We start from the raw sequence: 16,475 nt of genomic DNA on the forward strand, positions 1-16,475 counted from the left end.
TCCGAGTAGTCCTTCATCGCCATCGGCGGTGTTCTCGCTTCCTCCGGATCAAGCAGACCCAGTATCAGCGTGTCCACCATTCAGGGGGAGGCCCCGTGTGCTGCCCCAGCGGTGACGAAGTCACCTACCAGCACACATGGCAAAACCACCAATTGCAGTACACAGAGTCCACTTCGAGCAGTCAGTAGCCACACAACTAGCCTCGATCTTTCGTGACGGTCTGCCGACGGAGTTGGCAGACCGTTTCGCGTTCTGTGTCTGATGGTGGGCAGGCCGACTGCCCGTCTGTCGCGTCGGGTGGGCGCCGGGTTCCACGGCTCCGGTTGGGTGTTGCTGTTCGCAGGGATGGAAAGGTGCTGGTCAACCGGGGTTCGGGAGAGCATGGAGCCGGTCCAGGGCATCCGTGATCACGTCGATCCAGGGCCAGTGCTTCGCGAGACGGAGGTAGCGGCGACGGCCGGTGGTGACGAGCTGGGCGGCGGTGGAGAACAACTGAAGCCGCAGGCGGCGGGGCTCCCAAAGCCGGGCCTTGCCGGTCAGGGCGAGCAGGGGCATCCAGGCGAGCAGGTCCAGGGCGATCTGGATGATCTCCAGCCAGATCTGGTTCTGGGCCGTGTCGTGGAGAGGGAGGTTGCGCAGGCCGGTGGCGCGGGCGGCGCGGATACGGTCCTCGGCCCGGGCCCGCTGCCGGTGGCGCAGTTCGAGGGCAGCGATCGCCTCGCCCGCCGTGTTGGTGGCGAAGCAGGTAAGGCGCATGCCGTCGTCGTCGGTGAAGCGCAACTGGGCACCGGGGTGCGGCCGTTCCTTGCGCACGATCAGCCGCAGCCCCTTCGGCCAGCCCGTCAGGCAGTCGCCGGCGACTTCGGCGACCCAGGCGCCGTCGCGGATGTCACCGTCGGGTTCGACGGCCGGCGTCCAGGCCGAGGCCGGGATCTTCAAGACGGCCTGGTGGATGGCGTCGGTGATAGTCATCCCGACCGAGTACGACAGCCACCGCCCGCGCTTCGCGAGCCAGGCGACGAACTCGTGGGTGCCGCCGCCGGAGTCGGTGCGGATCAGCGTCTGACGCCCCCGCCGGTACTGTTTCGGCAGCTGGGCCAGGGCCAGTTTCGTGGCCTCGATGTGGTCGGCGGCGGTGTTGGAGCCCGCGTTGCCGGGCCGCAGCAGGCCCACGACCGGCTCGCCGGACCCGCCGCGGCCATGGTCGACGAACCCCATCAGCGGGTGGTGCCCGAACGTCTTCTTCCAGGTCGCGGCGGCGTCCTGCTTCTCGGAGTGCGCCAGGACGAGGACGCCGTCGATGTCCACGATCACTTGCCCGTCCGCGTCCGGCGCCGCATCCCCGGCCAACCGCCAGACGCGTTCGCGCACTTCGGCGCGGGCGGTGCGGAGCGCGGCCAGGATCCGCTTGCCGCCCGACGCCAACTGGCCGACCAGGCGAGAGACCGTCGGGTCGGAGGCCACCGGCCCGAACACGGCCGGCTCGGCCCGCAGCAGGGCCACATCGGCCAGGCAGTCCCTGCCCAGCGCGACGGCGAGCGCCACATCCAGCAGGATCTTGCCCGGATCGTGCACCGCCCGGGCCTTTCGCCACGGCGCCAGCGCCGCCGATATCGCCGCATCCAGGCCAGTCTTGCGGACCGTCTCGACCAGCAGCACCGCACCGGCCTGGGATACCACTCCGCGACCGCCGCCCTCGACGCGGACACGCGGGTAGGACCCGATACGCTCTCTCACCTGGGAAGTGCTCTTTTCCTCGCAGCCAACAGGACCCTCAGCAAGTCCTATCGTTGCAGGTCAGGGGCACTTCCCGTGTTTCTGATCAGCTCCTGGACAGCCCACCTTGTGAAAGCGCGAGGTTAGTCCTCCTCGTCAGAGTACCCGCGGGGGATGGTGATCCCGCCGTCCGGGTCCAATCCCTGAGGCCATCGAGCAGGGTGATTGAAGAGCCAGGCGTGGCCCGCATCAGCGGCCTTGTGGGCGACGCGCTCGGCGCCGTCGATCTCGCCTGCCTGCTCATGCATCTGCGCGAGGCGGAACAGCGCGTAGGGATCTCCCGCGTCGGCCGCCTGTTGGTACAGCGCCGCGGCACCTTCGCGATCACCTGCCTGCTCCAGCCTTTGTGTGTCGGTGAGGGGATGGAACCCCTCGATGTCGGCGGCTTTGCGGGCGAGGCTTTCAAGCCCTTCACTGTCGCCTGAGCGCTCGTACTTCTGGGCCAGGCGGAACCAGGCGAGTGGGTCGCCGGCGTCGACGGCCTGCTGATACAGCGCCTCGGCGCTCTGAAGATCGCCTGAATGTTCCGCCACGGCGGCCCGACTATAGAGAGCTGATGTGTTTCCCACATCGCCGCCCAGGTCGGTTGCGCGACGCAGAAGGGCATTCGCCCACTCCATGCGAGCACCCCTGAAAGCGGCTTTGGACAGGGCGAACAGGTCGGGGGGGGCCATGTGATCGTAGGCGGCGTGCCAGAAGGAGGCGGGCGGGAAGAGCGTCCGGCGTTTCGCTCTGCCGACCTCCACGAGGTAATCGGCCAGTTGGAACGCCTGATCAGGGGCTCGTTCCTGGACGGCCACCCCAGCCTGCTCCCCGAACCTTGAGGCAGCAGACGCGCGTACCTTGGTCAATGGCGCCATGCGGCCGCGTACGAGCTGGGTGGCTTCGGCGAACGCGGACTCGGTCCAGTCGTTGCCAAGCGAGTCAAATTCGGCGTCGGAGAGGTAGTCCACCGCTGCCTCGGCAAGGAATGCAGCGGGCAGAGACGCTCCCGTGCCGTATCGGCGGGCATCCATGGCGGCGTGCAGGATGGCCCGGGCCGCTGGTGTAGCACTGTGGTAGCGGGCCATCAGTTCGGGCGCACCCGCAAGGAACTGGGGCACGCGACCATCGCAGCTGTAGGCGAGCGCCGCGGCGAGGCGAGTGTCGCCATGCTGGGCTAGGGCGCTCGCGGACTCGAGTGCACTGTCGTCGAATGCGTCGGGGACGCGGATGAGCCGTCCGGCGAGCAGCGCGCGGGCCTGGGCATGCGGGTCGGGTACGCCCAGTGCGGGCGGGGCGGTGAACCGACTCGCATACTCAGGCCACAGGGTGCCCATGACCAGGACAGGACCGCGCTCTGGCTCCATGAGCAGATCCCGCAGCGCGGCCGCGATCTGTTCGCCGCGGCGCGGGTGGCCGAGGTAGTGCTGGCTCTCGTCAAGCCACACCACTGTGCGCGGCGGTACGTCCCGCATGCCCGCCAGCGCCTCCTCGGCACGCGTGGGGTCGAACGGATACCACAGCTGCCAGCCCTTTGAGGCAAGCGACTTGACCGCTTCCCAGCACGCGCGTGTCTTGCCCGATGACGACGTTCCCACGAGGACCACTATCCGGCTGCTGCCCGCGTCGGCTGCCGCAACTTCGCTGAGCAGGGCCCGATCGTGCTCGCGCACGACGTAGGCCGGCAAGACCTCACCAGTGCCGTGGCCCGATGCGTTTACCGCTCGGTGGACTTCCAGATCGAATGGGTTCCACTCGCTGATCGGTCTGATCGCGCTCTGCCTGCCGCCTGGTGGGCTGTGCGGGGCAGCGGACGGCTGGGGCATGTCCACCGCGGATTCAGAAAGAGACGCCAACGCCCGCGCCAGGGTCGTGAGCGTGGCCGCGTGCAACGGCGCGGCGATGGCCTCTGTGTCGAGCGCGAGGTTCGCTCCGAGCACGAGGGCGGCGTTCGTTGGGGATGTGTCGAGAGCGGCCTTGAGCACCCCTCGGGTGGCCGGTCCACGTTCGGCTTCCGGCAGCGTGTTGATCAGTACGTGCGCCACTTGCAGGGCATGCGGCAGCGCGCGGTCCGGGTGACGAAGCGCCCGCTCGATACTGGACTTCGACAATGGTGTGCCAGCCGAGTTGAGGTGCTGGGAGATATCGCGCAGGCTCAGGCCGGCCTCCTCCTGCAAGGTCAGCAGGTGGTCGAGAAGGGCGCTCCGACCGGTACGCAGCCGACCCTCGTCGCTGACCTCGACATTTGCCTGGTGGAGACGAAATTCCAGCCATCTGGTCTCGTCCTCGCTCAGAGCGAGGGCACGGGCGTAAGCGTGAAGGTCCTCGTCCTTGATCAGGCGTTCGCCATTGAGTGCGCGCGACAACGACGAGGGGCTCAGGCCGGACACCCGGGCGAGTTCACGCATGGTTCGGCCGGACCGCGCGTGAAGGCGTCGCAGCTCGACTGCGAGGGCGCGGCGAGCCGGCGGCAGTTCGGGGGACAAGGCAGCCATGCGCCGTCCGGCGCGACGTTCGGTCATGTGGCTTCACCATCCCCTCAGCTGCATTGTTTCCATTGTCTCAGAAAATCTGGGACAGTGGGCGTGGGGGACAGCACATCCAACCCCGTCCCCTCGTCGTGCCCGCAAGGCACCCCGCCTCGAGGGGGATTCCGTGTCCATCGTCGTCGCCGTGCTCCTACTCTGCACAGCGCTCGCCGCAGGCGTTGTCGCGCGCATTGCCTTCCGCCTGGCACAGCCCGACGGTGCGAGCAGAGCCGTGGCATGGGGCGCCGCCGGTGCGGCTGCCGTCGCGACGATCACCGACGTCTGCACGATCGCGGGCGCGTTGGACCTGGCACACGGAGACCCGGCTCCTGGCCGCATCGCGCTGAGCGTGGTCACCGCTGCCTTTGCCCTCTTCCTCGCATTCCTCGCGTACGACGTCACCGGGCCGACCGTAGCGCCGGCGGGAGGCACCACGGCCCCCGGCCTGAGCAAGCCGAAGCGCCTCGCATCAGCGGCAACAGCTTTCACCAGTACCTTCATCGTGCTCGCACTGATCCTTCCCCTGCTGAAGTAACCCACAACGCACCGAACCCGCCCCGCTCCGCCCGATGCACACCCCGCACGAAAAGCCGGACGAGGCTGATCGGAGCTCACCAGTTCTCCTTCCGCGCGCAGATCTCCAGGTAGACGATCTCAGCTTCGGGATGCATACGGCCGGTGTCGACCAAGCCAGCTCTTCACCGCGGCCGCCACGTCGCCGCCAGCCGCGTCCACCATCTGCTTGAACTAACCTCGAAGTTTCGTGACGGTCCGCCGACGGAGTCGGTGGACCGTTTTCGTGCTGTGGGCTGAGGCTGTGCAGGCCGAGGGCCCGAGTGTCGCCTCGAGGTAGCGCCGGGTTCCACTGCTCCGGGTGTTGAGGTGCTGTTCGTAGGGACGGGGAATTTGCTGGTCAGCCGGGCTCGGGCAGTTGGGTGAGTTGGTCGAGGGCTGCGGTGATGTGACCGGTCCAGGGCCAGTGCCGGGCCAGGCGGAGGATTCGCCGACGGCCGGTGGTCACGAGGTGTCCGGCCGCGGTGAACAGGCGGAGCCGCAGGCGGCGGGGCTCCCAGAGCCTGGCCTTGCCGGTCAGGGCGAGCATCGGCATCCAGGCCAGCAGGTCGAGAGCGATCTGCACGATCTCCAGCCAGATCCGGTTCTGAGCCGTGCGGTGCAGGGGCAGGTTGCGCAGGCCGGTGGCCCGGGCGGCCCGGATCCGGTCCTCGGCCCGGGCCCGCAGCCGGTGACGGAGCTCGAGCTCGGCGATCGGCCGCCCCGAGGTGTTGGTGGCGAAACAGGTCAGCCGCATGCCGTCCGCATCCGTGAGCCGCAACTGGGCCCCGGGGTGCGGTCGTTCCTTCCTGACAATCAGCCGCATGCCCTTGGGCCAGCCGTCCAGGACGTCGCCGGTGAGTTCGGCGACCCAGGCGCCGTCGCGGATCTCGCCGCGCGCCTCGACCGCCGCCGTCCAGGCCGATGCCGGAACCTTCAGCACATCCTGGTGGATCGCCTCGGTGATCACCATGCCGACCGAGTAGGACAGCCACCGTCCCCGCGGAGCGAGCCAGGCGACGAAGTCGTGGGTGCCGCCCGCGGAGTCCGTGCGGATCAGGGTCCGGCGCCCGCGCCGGTACTTCTTCGACAGCTGGGCCAGGACCAGTTGAGTGGCGGTGATGTGGTCAGCCGCCGTGTTCGATCCCGCGTTGCCTGGTCTGAGCAGGGCCGCGACCGGTTCACCGGTGCCGCCCGGTCCGTGGTCGACGAACCCCATCAGCGGGTGGTGGCCGTAGGTTCGCTTCCACGTGGGTGCAGCGTCCTCCTTGTCCGAGTGCGCGATCACCAGCACCCCATCGAGGTCCACGGTCACCGTCCCGCCCGCGTCAGGCGCTTCCCGGTCTGCCAACCGCCAGACATATTGGCGGACTTCAGCCCGCGCGGCACGGATGGCCCGCAGGGCTTTCTCCCCCGAGGCTGCGAGGGTGTCGACGAGGCGGGAGACCGTCGGGTCGGAGGCCACCGGCCCGAACACAGCCGGCTCGGCCCGCAGCATGCCGACATCCGCGAGGCAGTCCCCACCCAGCGCGACCGCCAGGGCCACATCCAGCAGGACCTTCCCCGGATCGTGCACCGCCCGAGCCTTCCGCCACGGCGCCAGCGCCGCGGACATCGCGGTGTCCAAGCCGGCCTTACGGACGGTCTCAACCAGCAGCACGCCCCCGGCCTGCGAGACCACCGCCCGGCCGCCGCCCTCGATGCGGACACGCGGGTACGACCCGATACGCTTCTTCACCTGAGAAGTGCTTCTTTCCACGGCACGATCTGGACCCTCGACAAGTCCTATCGTTGCAGGTCAGGAGCACTTCTCGCGTTTTCGATCACGCCTCGGACAGACCACCTCATGAAAGCCCGAGGCTAGGTACTCGACCGCCCCGCCGCCAGCCCACATCTGGTTGCGGGGCGGTTCACTGGCGGGTGTACTGCCCTGGAGTAGGGCGAACGGTTGGCGGGAGCGGGCCGGAGTGCTCGTCCAGCTGGCGGTCGTGATCGTGCTCGGGGCACGGAGTCTGCTGGAGGCCGAGCAACTCCAGTGCCATCAGGCGCCCGTCGTGTCCCGGAGTAAAGCGCCGTGCAAGGCCCGCCCGCCCCGTTGCTTACTCACATTGCGCATCGGCTGCGCGTCCTCAACCGACCTTGCGCATGAAGGACGTGGACCCTGGACACTCACTGCTGGACGGCAGTTGTCCTTGGACAGTGAAGTTAGTCGCTGAAGTCGCCCTGGCCTGCACCAACTGGGGTCGGTTGACGAAGAATCACTCGTCGAGCTGGCCCCTATACCGCACGGTGCTCAGGGTCGGTCCCGGCGCACGTCCTTGCGCCGTCGTTCGAGTTGAGGGAGCCAGTGCTCGGGCGGCTGGGGATCCGAGGCTGCTACCGCCCAGCCGTCCTCTTCTTGAGGGTTCCGGGGAGCCCAGGTGCGCGGTGGGCTCAGTGCGAGGACATCCCTGACGAGTGCCCCCATGGCATCAGGAAGGTCCCGGTCAGGGTCGTTCAGCAGAAGAGGTATACCCAGCAGGCCCCGTCGGGGGGCTGGTGTCCGGTAGGTGACCTGGCAGAAGGCGTTCGCTTCAAAGACGACGCCGCGGGCGTCGGTCGGCCCCTCCTCGTCCGAGAACCAGATCAGCCGGTCGCCGGCTACCAGGCGCTCCCTGCCATGGAGCATGCCGTTCCGCACGGTTCCGTCTCTGTCGAGGAAGGGAACGGGGTCCTCGTATGCGCCGGGATCGTTGTCGCTGATTCCTGCCACGTGCCCGGGGGCATGCGTGGAGTGGATCTCCAGGAGGTCGCCGTCCGCGTGGGCCATCCAGATGTCGAGAACCTCAGCGGACGAGCTGAGCAGATGGGGGTACGCGGTGAGCGCGAACAACTGCCCCGCCCTCAGGGGCAGGACGACTCGGTCATTCGCGCGCAGGCGATGAATTGCAGGGATCGGCTCCCAGCTGATGATACCGGTTACCTCCCTCTGGCATCGGCGGATCGCCTCGATGGCCGTCTCCAGGGAGACGCGGAAAAACTCCTTGCCTGCGTTGACCCGTTGGGCGGTGAGGAGGCGGTGGACAGCCTGTTCGACGTCTTTGGGTCGGGACGTGTGGGCCCTGAAGAGCACGTCGAAAGGGAAGGGGACCGATGTCCCTGACAGGTCCTTAGCTCGGTCCTCGGCGAGCAGGTCTGTGTAGCCGATCTTGAGCATGTTCGGGAAGGCAGGGTTCCGCTGGACGTACACGAACCCAGTCGTCCGAGGAGGAGGCACAGGAGTCCCGGTGCCCGCCTTCCGGGAGCTGCCGGACTTCTGGTGCCTCTTCTTGATGCCCCTGGAAAATCCGGAGAGCGTGACCGGCGGGTCGGACGACAGTACTTCGATCCCACCTTCGAGGTTGTGATGGGATGAGGCGGTGATGCGGCGTCCCGAGGAGAAGTGCTCCACCTGAGCGCGGGACAGACAGCGCAACGCTTCTGCGAGCGGTTCGATCCCCTCATGTTCGTCGTGTTCGCGGTCACGGAAGTCTGGCAGGGATCGGGCCAGTGCATTGGTGGCGGCTTCCGTGATCAGACTGGCGAGCTCCGGGCCGATGTGTGCGTACACAGTGCCCAGGTGGGTGGACTCGATTTCGTCATACTCGTTGTGTGCTTGGGCGTAGAGGTCGATAGGGACGCCGGAACGCTTCGCGATGAGGAGCAGCTCGCAGGCGTGGCCTGGGTTATCCAGGTCGAAGACGAAGTGGGCGTGCATGCCCGGGGACTCCGTCCTGGGCTTACGGCAGATGAGTAGAAGGCGGTTCCGATGTTCGGGATCCCGCTCGAAACCGAGGGGCAGCACCCCCTCTGTGAATGCGGCGAGGGCAGCCTCCGCCTCTGCTGCGGTTCGGACGATGATGTTCCACCAGGGCAGAGGGCCGAAGGTGCCGTGTACCGCCTCGGCACCAGGGACATAGGAACTGGCGGGGTACGACGACTGCCGGAAGTCGAGGGACTGGTTCAGAAAGGTCAGAATGCAGGCGTCCTGGAAGCGCTCCTGATGTGTGCGCGCCCGCAGCATGTCGCGCTCGGTGCTGCTCAGACACCCGATCGCCTCGCCGAGTGTCTCTAGCTGCTCGTTGACCAGCTCCAAGGCTCGGGCGATCACTGGTCGCAGAGCGTGATTCTTCCGGAGCTGTCGGCTTACCTCTCGAAGATGCCCCTTGGCCGCGGTGCAGTAGGCCGCGTCTGCGCCCAACTTCCACAGATGCCTGGCCTCGTGAGCGGGAAACTGCTCCAGCCACAGACGTTGAGCCTCGTTGCCCTTCCTGAGCAAGGCAACTGAGGCGGCATGCCGGACACGAGCGTCGTGTTCCGATTCCAGTCTCGACCAGATGGAGTCGGAGTACGGATCAAGAGATATGACTGAGAGAGGCACCAGAGCTTCTTCGGTGCGAGTTTCCACGCTCCAGTGCCGGGCCAGTTCCCTGGTCACCTGCGCGGCGGTGGCCGCGCGGGCCAACCGACGGGACCAGTGGTCCAGGAGCAGGGCATACGTGCTCTCCGGATCCTCAGCACGCAGTCCGAGGCCGAACAGCAGGACGGAACCGACAAGGCCGTCGCGCTCCACGTGCTGGCGGACACGCTCGACCAGGCTGGTGACTTGATCCGTGTCAGGCTTGGGATCGGCGAAGACCGGGTGCCTTGCCAGCAGTCCGGTGATGTGCGCGGTGGACCGGCCACGCGCGTCCAAGACGGCGATCCGCAGGATCAGAAGGGCACGCAATAGATCCAGATCACTCGGGTTACCGACGATCCGCGCCGGATCCAGCAACGGGTGGTGGCGACCGACGGAGGTGGCAATCCCCGCGCAGATCTTCTGGATCCACTGCTCGCGCAGGTCGGTCAAGCCACTAGCGGAAAGCACAGCTCTGATCCCCCTGTTGACAAGGACGGCAATGGAACCTCTCCGACATCCGCAACGGAGACCGTCACACCTCGTGAAAGCTCTGCCGGCGCGTGGTGTCAGCGACCTGCGGGACATGCGGGCGCCTGGCAGACGCCATGCCCATAGAGCCCTGGTGGCCTGGAGGGCCACGGCCAGGGAGCTCATCATCCTGGCCTGTCGCATCTGCGGAGTGTATGAGGTGCCACTGACAAGAGACCCGCACCAGCAGGACATCGCGACGTTCCCGCCGCCCTCCTCGGCGTGGCGGTGTAGGAAGCCCGCATGAATGGGTTCGCTGTCAAACGCCTCGATTGAATGGCAGGGGACAGCGGTTCGCCGGGGGCAGACAGAAAAGAGCCGAGAAAGACTGGCCAATGTTTGCAGGGGCATGTCAATCTATACGACCTTCTCGGAAACCGCCCAGGTCAGTGAGGTGATCGCCCGTGACCGTGGCTCCTGCGAGCCCCGGATTCTCCACCACCGTCCAGGCCCTGAAGTTGCGCGACTGGCAGCTCGGCCCGGGCCAGCCGACGCTTGTGATGGATCAGTTCTCCGCCGGCGACTTCCACATGGTCGTGGACGACCGTGCCGACGTGCACGTCAATTCGAAGGACGGCCGTTTCTACATGGGGTGGTTCCCGCTCGGACGCCCCGGGACCGACGGCGAGGGATGGAAGATCGCCGTCACCGGCACCGCGAAGGTGCCGGGGTACAGCATCTCCTTCGACACCGAGACGCCGGCCGATATCGTCGCCGCCGTCGTGGCGCGTGTGCTGGAGACCTCCCGGCCTCTGTGAGGGGCACGCTCGAGTCGGCTTCGGGAGAGTTGACTCGGCGCTGCCTCCTTCTCCCGCTCATCGAACGGCGCGAACTGCGTCGTCCCGTAAGGCCCGCTCCCCGAATGCAAGGAGACGTCCCGTGGAACTCTCGGAGATGACCGTCGGTGATCTCGTCGACCGTCTGTCTGCCTGTGACCGGACCGCACCCGTGCGGCTGGCGATGAACCCGTTCTTCCCCATGGCTCACCGTGCGGCGCAGATCGTCGAAGCCCGGGATGAGGCCGGACGGCCCGTCGTCTATCTGGCCGAGGGACGGGACGTGGACACCCAGCTCGGGCATCTGCCGCCCGAGGTAGCCGTCGCGCTGACCTGGCAGGCCCCCGTGCAGGCGCCACCGCGTCGGCCCCGCCGCACCGCAGGCGGACAGTAGACCCGCACCCAATCCTTGGAGCTGCCCCTGAACCCCAACCCCCCGCTCGACCCGCCCACCCCGAACCGCGCCCAGCCCGCGTACTGGGTCGGCCCACGGCACCTGGCCGGTGACGACGGACGCCTCTACGATGCCATCGCCGACACGCTCGCCGGCCTCGGCTGGACGAGTCTGACGATCGTCCGCGGACGCCAGGAGCCGGACGAGGCGCCGGAGGACCGGCAGGTCCTGCGCAGCACCGTCCTCCACATCAGCCCCGACAACCGCCGGTGGGCCCAATGGGTGCTGCCGGACGAGCCGTTCCACCTGGGCGGGCTGCCGATCGCGTGGCAGGTCTGCGCCCGCGAGGACGTGACTACACCGCTGGCGCAGTGGTCCGCCTACTTCACCCCCGACGTCCCGGGCGAGGTCCTCGTCGACTTCCTCCTCGCGCTCGACGCCCGCGACCGGCCCACCGCCTCCTTCACCGGGCCCGAGGTGGTCCTCGACGCCGTCACCGCGCACGGCTGGCTCCGCGACGTCGACCAGCCCGACGCGGGCGCGACGGACCCCACGTTCACCTCCCACCTGAGCCTCGGCGAGGTGCCGCCCCTCATCCAGGACGCCGACCTCCGCGCCCTGACCGGCGAGGCGGACGAGGCCGGGCCTGCCGGATGGCAGGCGTGGGCAGAGCCCGTACTGGGCGCGCCCTGCCTGTGGGCCGTGTCCTTCAGCGCCGGCGTGCCGCACGACCTCGTCGCTGCTTTCGCCGTCGCGGTCAGCTCCACCGCGCCGGTCCTGCGCCGGGTGCTGCCCGAGAGCACGCGGGACCAGCTCCTGCGCGTCCCGGCCAGCTGAGTACCGGCGCATTGTTTACGAAAGCCTGGCCTCCCGAATTCGGGAGGCCAGGCTTCGTGCTGTGCGGGCCTGCTCCTATGCCCCCTGTACGCCGTCCCGGAGGACGGGACATGTCACGGCGCCCCGGCCGTTCGTGTGGCCGGGGCGCCGTGACTGTGGGAGGGGAACGTCAGCGGGGCGCTGTCGCCTTGGCGAGAGCCTTGCCGAGGTGCCGGTCGACGAGAGCGGGTGAGCCGGAGCCGATCAGCAGCACGTTCCCGGTGCGGATCGCGGTCTGCTTGAGGACGCTGCTCCGTCCGCCGGCGGAGAAGGTGAGGAGTTGGTTCCACTGCTCGTCGCCGAGCGGGGGCGCGGCCATCTTCTGGGTGGTGACGCCGATCGCGTTGTTGCCGGCGAGGACCTGGTATTCCGGGCAGCCGGTCATTGCGGCGAAGATCCGGCCGGTGCCTCGGAGAGTTTGTTGGCGCTGTCGCTGTACAGCTTTTCCGAGACCTCCGCGCCGGTGCCGGGCGTGTGGGTGAAGGACGCCTTCGCCTTGCGGGGGAAGTTGAGCAAGCCTCCGGTGGCTGCGTCGCCGTCAAGCTTTTTCAGGGCGGGGCAGCCGAGGATGGTGACGTCGTCGTGCTGGGCGGCGCGCTCGGGCATGCGCGTGTAGCTGCTGCCGAGGTCGCTCTCATCGAGCAGGAGCGTCTCCAGCGCGGCCGACGACAGCGGCGCCGCCTGCCGTTCCTCGTGCGCGGGAGCGCCGGCGCGGGCGGCGGAGGCGGCGGGCTTGGCCTCGCTGGAGTCGGGGGAGCAGGCGGGCAGAGCGAGGACGGTGACGGTGGTGAGGCTGAGAGCGGTGGTAGTGGTAGCGGTGCGGACGCGCACGGAGAGACCCCTTGGAGTTGGGTGACAGGTGGGCAGTGCGGGCCCGTGGGCCCGGTGGGGTCGCAGGGGGAGGGGGTCAGTGGCCGAGGTGCCGCAAGCAGTCCTCGAACGAACTGAATGTCGCGTCCGCGGGGCCGGCGTGCCGGTAGTACCAGGCGGTGTCGAGGCGCGTTTCGTGTTGCTGGTGGCCGACCCGGCAGCGCAGCCAGATCTGGTCGCGGGTGGAGAGGACGAGCCAATCCCGGTATGCGCCGCACTCGGTGCAGGTGACCACCTCGCCGTCGAGGACGAGTGGCTGCTTCCAAGGCATCATCCGGCCGTCGAGCTGGTCTTGACTCGGGACACGCAGCTCCGGCGGGAGGAAGTCGTCCACCACCGCGGCCGGCTCGGATGCGGCCCGCATCGCGGCCTGCATCCGTTCCGCCTCCGGCGGCACTTGGCCCTCCAGCCCCGCCCACATCTCGTCGTGTAGGCGGCGCATCTCGCTGATTTCCGCCCCGCGACGGCGGCGTATCCATTCGAACACCTTGGGCCCTCCCTTGGCTTGTCCTGCCCGCGTCATGATCGTGCCCCAGGCCTCTGGCCTCTTCAATTCACAAAATCCACAGTCACGACCGTCCGTGTCGGGACCCGGACCGCTGCGGTGCCTGCTGGCCCGTACGGCGTGTGGCCTGGTCCGTCCTGGGGGTGTTGCTGACCATGTCGCTGCTATCGGCGGGCAAGTCACCGGTCAGGCGCAGCCGCCACACGAGGACGTCGCTGACGGATTCGGCCGTGTCGAGTTCTCGTCGTCCGGCGGCGTCGGCCAGGAGGTTGGGCAGGTCGCGGCCGGCGGCTTCGGCGTCGGCGAGGGTGGCGGCGAGCGTGTACCAGCCGGGCTCGGCGAGAATCCGCTCGGCCAGCTCCGGCAGTGCCTCGCGCAGCACCGCCGTCTGCCGCTGGACGAGGGGGTGGCCCAGGCGCCGGCCGCGCTGGTAGAGGGCGCCGAGGGGCTGGGCGGCGGCAGCCTGGTAGGCGGCCCGCAGGTGCTCGGCAGCCTGGCGCGCGGCGGCTGCCTGCTGCGCGTGGCCGTTCTTCGCATGCCAGTGCACCGCAGCGGTGATGAGGAAGAACAGCGTATCGATCGCCATCGCGGTCGTCGCGCCGTCCTCGCCCCTGCCGAGTGCGGGGCCGCTGTAGACGAGGTCGCGGGCGGCCTGCCGCAACGCGCGATCGTGCCCGCGCGCGGCCCGGACATGGGATCGGGATGCCCGCTCGAACGCGAAGGCGGCCTCTTGGAGTTCGTGTCGGGTGTAGGCGGCGGAGGTCTTCGCGAGCGCGTCCAGGACCTCACCGGCCGCAGCGATGTGCGCGGCGGCGACCGTGTCCTCGCCCTGCTCGACGGCTATTGCCGCCTGCCACGCTGCCGAAGCCGTGCGCCGACGGGCGGCGGCCGGGCCGCTCGGCCCCGCCGGCACGCTCGGACCGACCGGTTCGGCGACCTGGTCGCGGGCGTCGGCCGACCAGCGCTCCCGGATCCGGGGCAGGGACAGGTCCGGCGCAAGGCGCGCGCCGGGGTAGAACACCGGCTCGTCGTCCTTGTTGCGGTCGTCGGGCAGGGCCACCTTGTACCCCAGGAGGTCTCCGGAAGGAGCCGCCCTCTTGCGGATCAGGAGGCCGGCGGCGGCCAGCCGGTCGAAGAACTCCTCCTCGCTCTGCGCGCCGGCCACCGCACGCCGCACGGTCTCGCGCAGCTCCTCCCGCGCGGTGCGCTCCCGGCTCTGGCGTTCGGCCTTGTGGCGCTCGGCGCTCGTCGGGCGCTTGGCGGCGGTGCCGTCGCCTTTGTTGAGTCGGCGCAGGCCCAGCTCCACTTCGAGGGCGCGGGCCTGGGCCTGGACGCGGGCGGCGTCGTGGTCGAGGTCGGGTTTGTAGCCGTCTTCGCGGACGAGGGTGGCGACGATGTGGATGTGGTCGTCGGCGTGCCGGACGGCAGCCCACCGGCACCCCGGTCCCTGCCTGAAGTCGTCGATTCCAGCGGCGATGACCATACGGCGGGCTACCTCGCCCCACTCCTCGTCCGTCAGGATCCGGTCCTCGGCGGCGTTGCGGACGGACAGGTGCCAGACGTGCTTCTTCGGCCGCTCAGCCGCGTCGAGGGCGTCGACGGGCTGGTCGAGAAGCTGCTGGAGCTGCTTGAGGGTGGCGGAGGTGTCGCGGCCGGGGTCGGGCGCGTTGTTGTCCCAGGAGGCGACCAGATGCGGGTCGGTGTGTTCCTCGTACTTGCCCGGCCCGTACAGGTAGTACAGGAGGCCGATGGCGCGCTGCCCGCGCTTCTGGATCCTGGGGATCATGCCGGTGGTGGTTCCTAGTCCTGGTGCAGGAGGCGGTCGGTGGCGTGCTGAACGCGTTGGACGGCGCGTTCGGTGGCCGCGATCACGGCGTCGAGTTCGGGCGGGTGGGCTCCCGCGTTGATCGCGCGGGCGATCTGGTTGAGGTTGCTGCCGACGTGGCCGAGGTGCCGGCGGGCGGCAAAGAACTCGGCGATCACCTCTCGTTCGCCGGCGACTGCACTCGCGGTCCGTTCGAGGTCGCGAGCGGCGCTGAGGGCGGCGCGGGCGAGGAAGCCGGCGACGGTGAGGCCGGCGGCCTGGGCGCCGGCGGTCACGCGGGCGAGTTCGTCGTCGCTGAAGCGGGTGTTGCGGACGTGGGGGCGCTGACGGCGCTGGTACTTGCGACGGCGGGTACGCGGGGACATAGCGTGCTCAGCCCCCTGCTCTTGCCCCTGTGGCTGCGATCCGCCCTCGGTCGCAGCCTCCTCGTCCGGCGTCCCCCGGCGCAGGACGAGCCCCTGCCCCGATGGGGCGGGGGAACCCTTGGATACTCCGCACAAGGCGGAGTATCCAAGGGGATAACTTGCTCGCCCCGAGACCGAGTTGAGGTTCGACTCGCGGTCCGGGGTGGTGCCGTTCTCGTGCGGGTTCGTCATCGGGTATCGAGCCTTGTCGAGCGGATGCGGAGCTGGATGGCGGCGGCCAGGTCGACGACGTCGGCCGGTCCTGCGAGGACGCGCACGGGCCCGTCGGCCTCGTTCTGGATCAGCCACTGGCCGGTCGGGGAGAGAACCGCGGCGTGCAGAAGCCGCCGTCGGACCAAGACGTCCGCCCAGGCACCGGCCTCGGCGACCGTTGGCGTGGACGAGCGAGTGGGAAGGGGTAGCAAGGGCGCCTCCGCAAGGTGTTGGGTGGCCCGGCACAAGGGCGGGCCACCGTTGTGGATAGGGGCTTTGACTGTTGGTTTGAAGGTCAGCCGCACTCGGGGCAGCGTCCGACGTGACGGCTGAGTGCCCGAGCCATCCGCGCCTTCGTCGACACGGCGTGCTTCGCGCTGGACTTCGCCGCCGGCCTTCCGGCATGCCGCTCGGAGTGAGCGTTCAGGAAGCCGATCTCCCGCTCGTACTCCTCACGAAGGGCCACGAACCGTGGGCAGGTCTTCATCGGGTGGTGCTCCTTGTCGTCGTGCTGGTCGCCTCACTCCTCAGTTGCTGGAGGACGAGGCTCAGTCGGTCGTTCCGGCCGCCCCTGAGGCCCTCGCGCCGGATGATCTCCCTCAGCTGGACCCGGGTCACGGCTTCGTTGCCGTCCCGCTCGAGCAGGGCCGGTACGTGGGGGCGGACCTGCTGGACGAGGTGCTCCACGGACTGCTCCGGCTCGCGCGGTGGACGCTGCGTCTGCGGGCTCCGGGACCTGCTCTGCTTGCCTGCCCTGCTCTCGGCCTTCGTGGTCGGCTTCCGCTTGAGGGGCACCTTGTGCTCCCGGTCCCTGGTGGTGTCGGTC

Annotated in this window: 13 protein-coding genes and 2 pseudogenes; 4 read left to right on the forward strand and 11 right to left on the reverse strand. The window is 68.8% G+C overall.

The annotated features are described in order from the left end of the window. Positions 1 to 360: 360 nt before the first annotated feature. Both ACFY3J_RS17355 and ACFY3J_RS17360 read right to left on the reverse strand, forming a co-directional pair. Positions 361 to 1,737, reverse strand: coding sequence for an IS1380 family transposase (locus tag ACFY3J_RS17355; RefSeq protein ID WP_390841145.1), 1,377 nt, complete (start codon positions 1,735 to 1,737; stop codon positions 361 to 363). Between the two features lie 122 nt (positions 1,738 to 1,859). Next, entirely contained in the window at positions 1,860 to 4,280 is a 2,421-nt protein-coding gene (locus ACFY3J_RS17360) for a helix-turn-helix domain-containing protein (RefSeq protein WP_390841147.1), read from the reverse strand. 133 nt (positions 4,281 to 4,413) lie between these two features. Between ACFY3J_RS17360 and ACFY3J_RS17365 the strand changes: the two genes are divergently transcribed. Further along, complete coding sequence (locus ACFY3J_RS17365; RefSeq protein WP_390841148.1) at positions 4,414 to 4,821, forward strand: hypothetical protein; 408 nt, start codon at positions 4,414 to 4,416, stop codon at positions 4,819 to 4,821. Positions 4,822 to 5,199: 378 nt separating this feature from the next. On the opposite strand, the gene ACFY3J_RS17370 is transcribed toward ACFY3J_RS17365, so the two are convergent. Both ACFY3J_RS17370 and ACFY3J_RS17375 read right to left on the reverse strand, forming a co-directional pair. Beyond that, positions 5,200 to 6,576, reverse strand: a complete 1,377-nt coding sequence (locus ACFY3J_RS17370) for an IS1380 family transposase (RefSeq protein ID WP_390841149.1) — start codon at positions 6,574 to 6,576, stop codon at positions 5,200 to 5,202. A gap of 555 nt (positions 6,577 to 7,131) precedes the next feature. Continuing rightward, positions 7,132 to 9,708 carry a GIY-YIG nuclease family protein gene (locus ACFY3J_RS17375; protein WP_390841150.1) on the reverse strand — a complete coding sequence of 859 codons (2,577 nt, stop codon included), beginning with the start codon at positions 9,706 to 9,708 and terminating at the stop codon, positions 7,132 to 7,134. A 482-nt stretch (positions 9,709 to 10,190) separates the two neighbouring features. Here ACFY3J_RS17375 and ACFY3J_RS17380 point away from each other — a divergent pair, with 482 nt between their 5' ends. The 3 genes from ACFY3J_RS17380 (at position 10,191) to ACFY3J_RS17390 (ending at position 11,793) form a co-directional block, all read left to right on the forward strand. Further along, positions 10,191 to 10,544 (forward strand): DUF317 domain-containing protein, encoded by a 354-nt coding sequence (locus ACFY3J_RS17380; RefSeq protein ID WP_390841151.1) that lies wholly within the window; start codon positions 10,191 to 10,193, stop codon positions 10,542 to 10,544. Between the two features lie 121 nt (positions 10,545 to 10,665). Continuing rightward, positions 10,666 to 10,956 carry a hypothetical protein gene (locus ACFY3J_RS17385; RefSeq protein WP_390841152.1) on the forward strand — a complete coding sequence of 97 codons (291 nt, stop codon included), beginning with the start codon at positions 10,666 to 10,668 and terminating at the stop codon, positions 10,954 to 10,956. Between the two features lie 15 nt (positions 10,957 to 10,971). Then, positions 10,972 to 11,793: a DUF317 domain-containing protein gene (locus tag ACFY3J_RS17390; RefSeq protein ID WP_390841153.1), complete on the forward strand. Its 822-nt coding sequence runs from the start codon at positions 10,972 to 10,974 to the stop codon at positions 11,791 to 11,793. 169 nt (positions 11,794 to 11,962) lie between these two features. On the opposite strand, the pseudogene ACFY3J_RS17395 reads toward ACFY3J_RS17390, so the two are convergent. From ACFY3J_RS17395 to ACFY3J_RS17425, 7 genes and pseudogenes are all read right to left on the reverse strand, one after another. Next, a pseudogene (locus tag ACFY3J_RS17395) lies at positions 11,963 to 12,663 on the reverse strand (hypothetical protein). A 76-nt stretch (positions 12,664 to 12,739) separates the two neighbouring features. After that, positions 12,740 to 13,225, reverse strand: a complete 486-nt coding sequence (locus ACFY3J_RS17400; RefSeq protein ID WP_390841154.1) for a hypothetical protein — start codon at positions 13,223 to 13,225, stop codon at positions 12,740 to 12,742. Positions 13,226 to 13,271: 46 nt separating this feature from the next. Beyond that, entirely contained in the window at positions 13,272 to 14,993 is a 1,722-nt protein-coding gene (locus ACFY3J_RS17405; RefSeq protein ID WP_390841155.1) for a relaxase/mobilization nuclease domain-containing protein, read from the reverse strand. Positions 14,994 to 15,007: 14 nt separating this feature from the next. After that, positions 15,008 to 15,397: a plasmid mobilization protein gene (locus tag ACFY3J_RS17410; RefSeq protein WP_390841156.1), complete on the reverse strand. Its 390-nt coding sequence runs from the start codon at positions 15,395 to 15,397 to the stop codon at positions 15,008 to 15,010. Between the two features lie 227 nt (positions 15,398 to 15,624). Next, positions 15,625 to 15,861 carry a hypothetical protein gene (locus ACFY3J_RS17415; RefSeq protein WP_390841157.1) on the reverse strand — a complete coding sequence of 79 codons (237 nt, stop codon included), beginning with the start codon at positions 15,859 to 15,861 and terminating at the stop codon, positions 15,625 to 15,627. 83 nt (positions 15,862 to 15,944) lie between these two features. Next, positions 15,945 to 16,136, reverse strand: coding sequence for a hypothetical protein (locus ACFY3J_RS17420; RefSeq protein WP_390841158.1), 192 nt, complete (start codon positions 16,134 to 16,136; stop codon positions 15,945 to 15,947). Continuing rightward, a pseudogene (locus ACFY3J_RS17425) lies at positions 16,133 to 16,475 on the reverse strand (hypothetical protein); the annotation flags it as partial. The gene ACFY3J_RS17420 and the pseudogene ACFY3J_RS17425, both read right to left, overlap by 4 nt.

The organism is Streptomyces sp. NPDC001231 (assembly GCF_042896885.1).
Classification (GTDB): Bacteria; Actinomycetota; Actinomycetes; order Streptomycetales; family Streptomycetaceae; genus Streptomyces.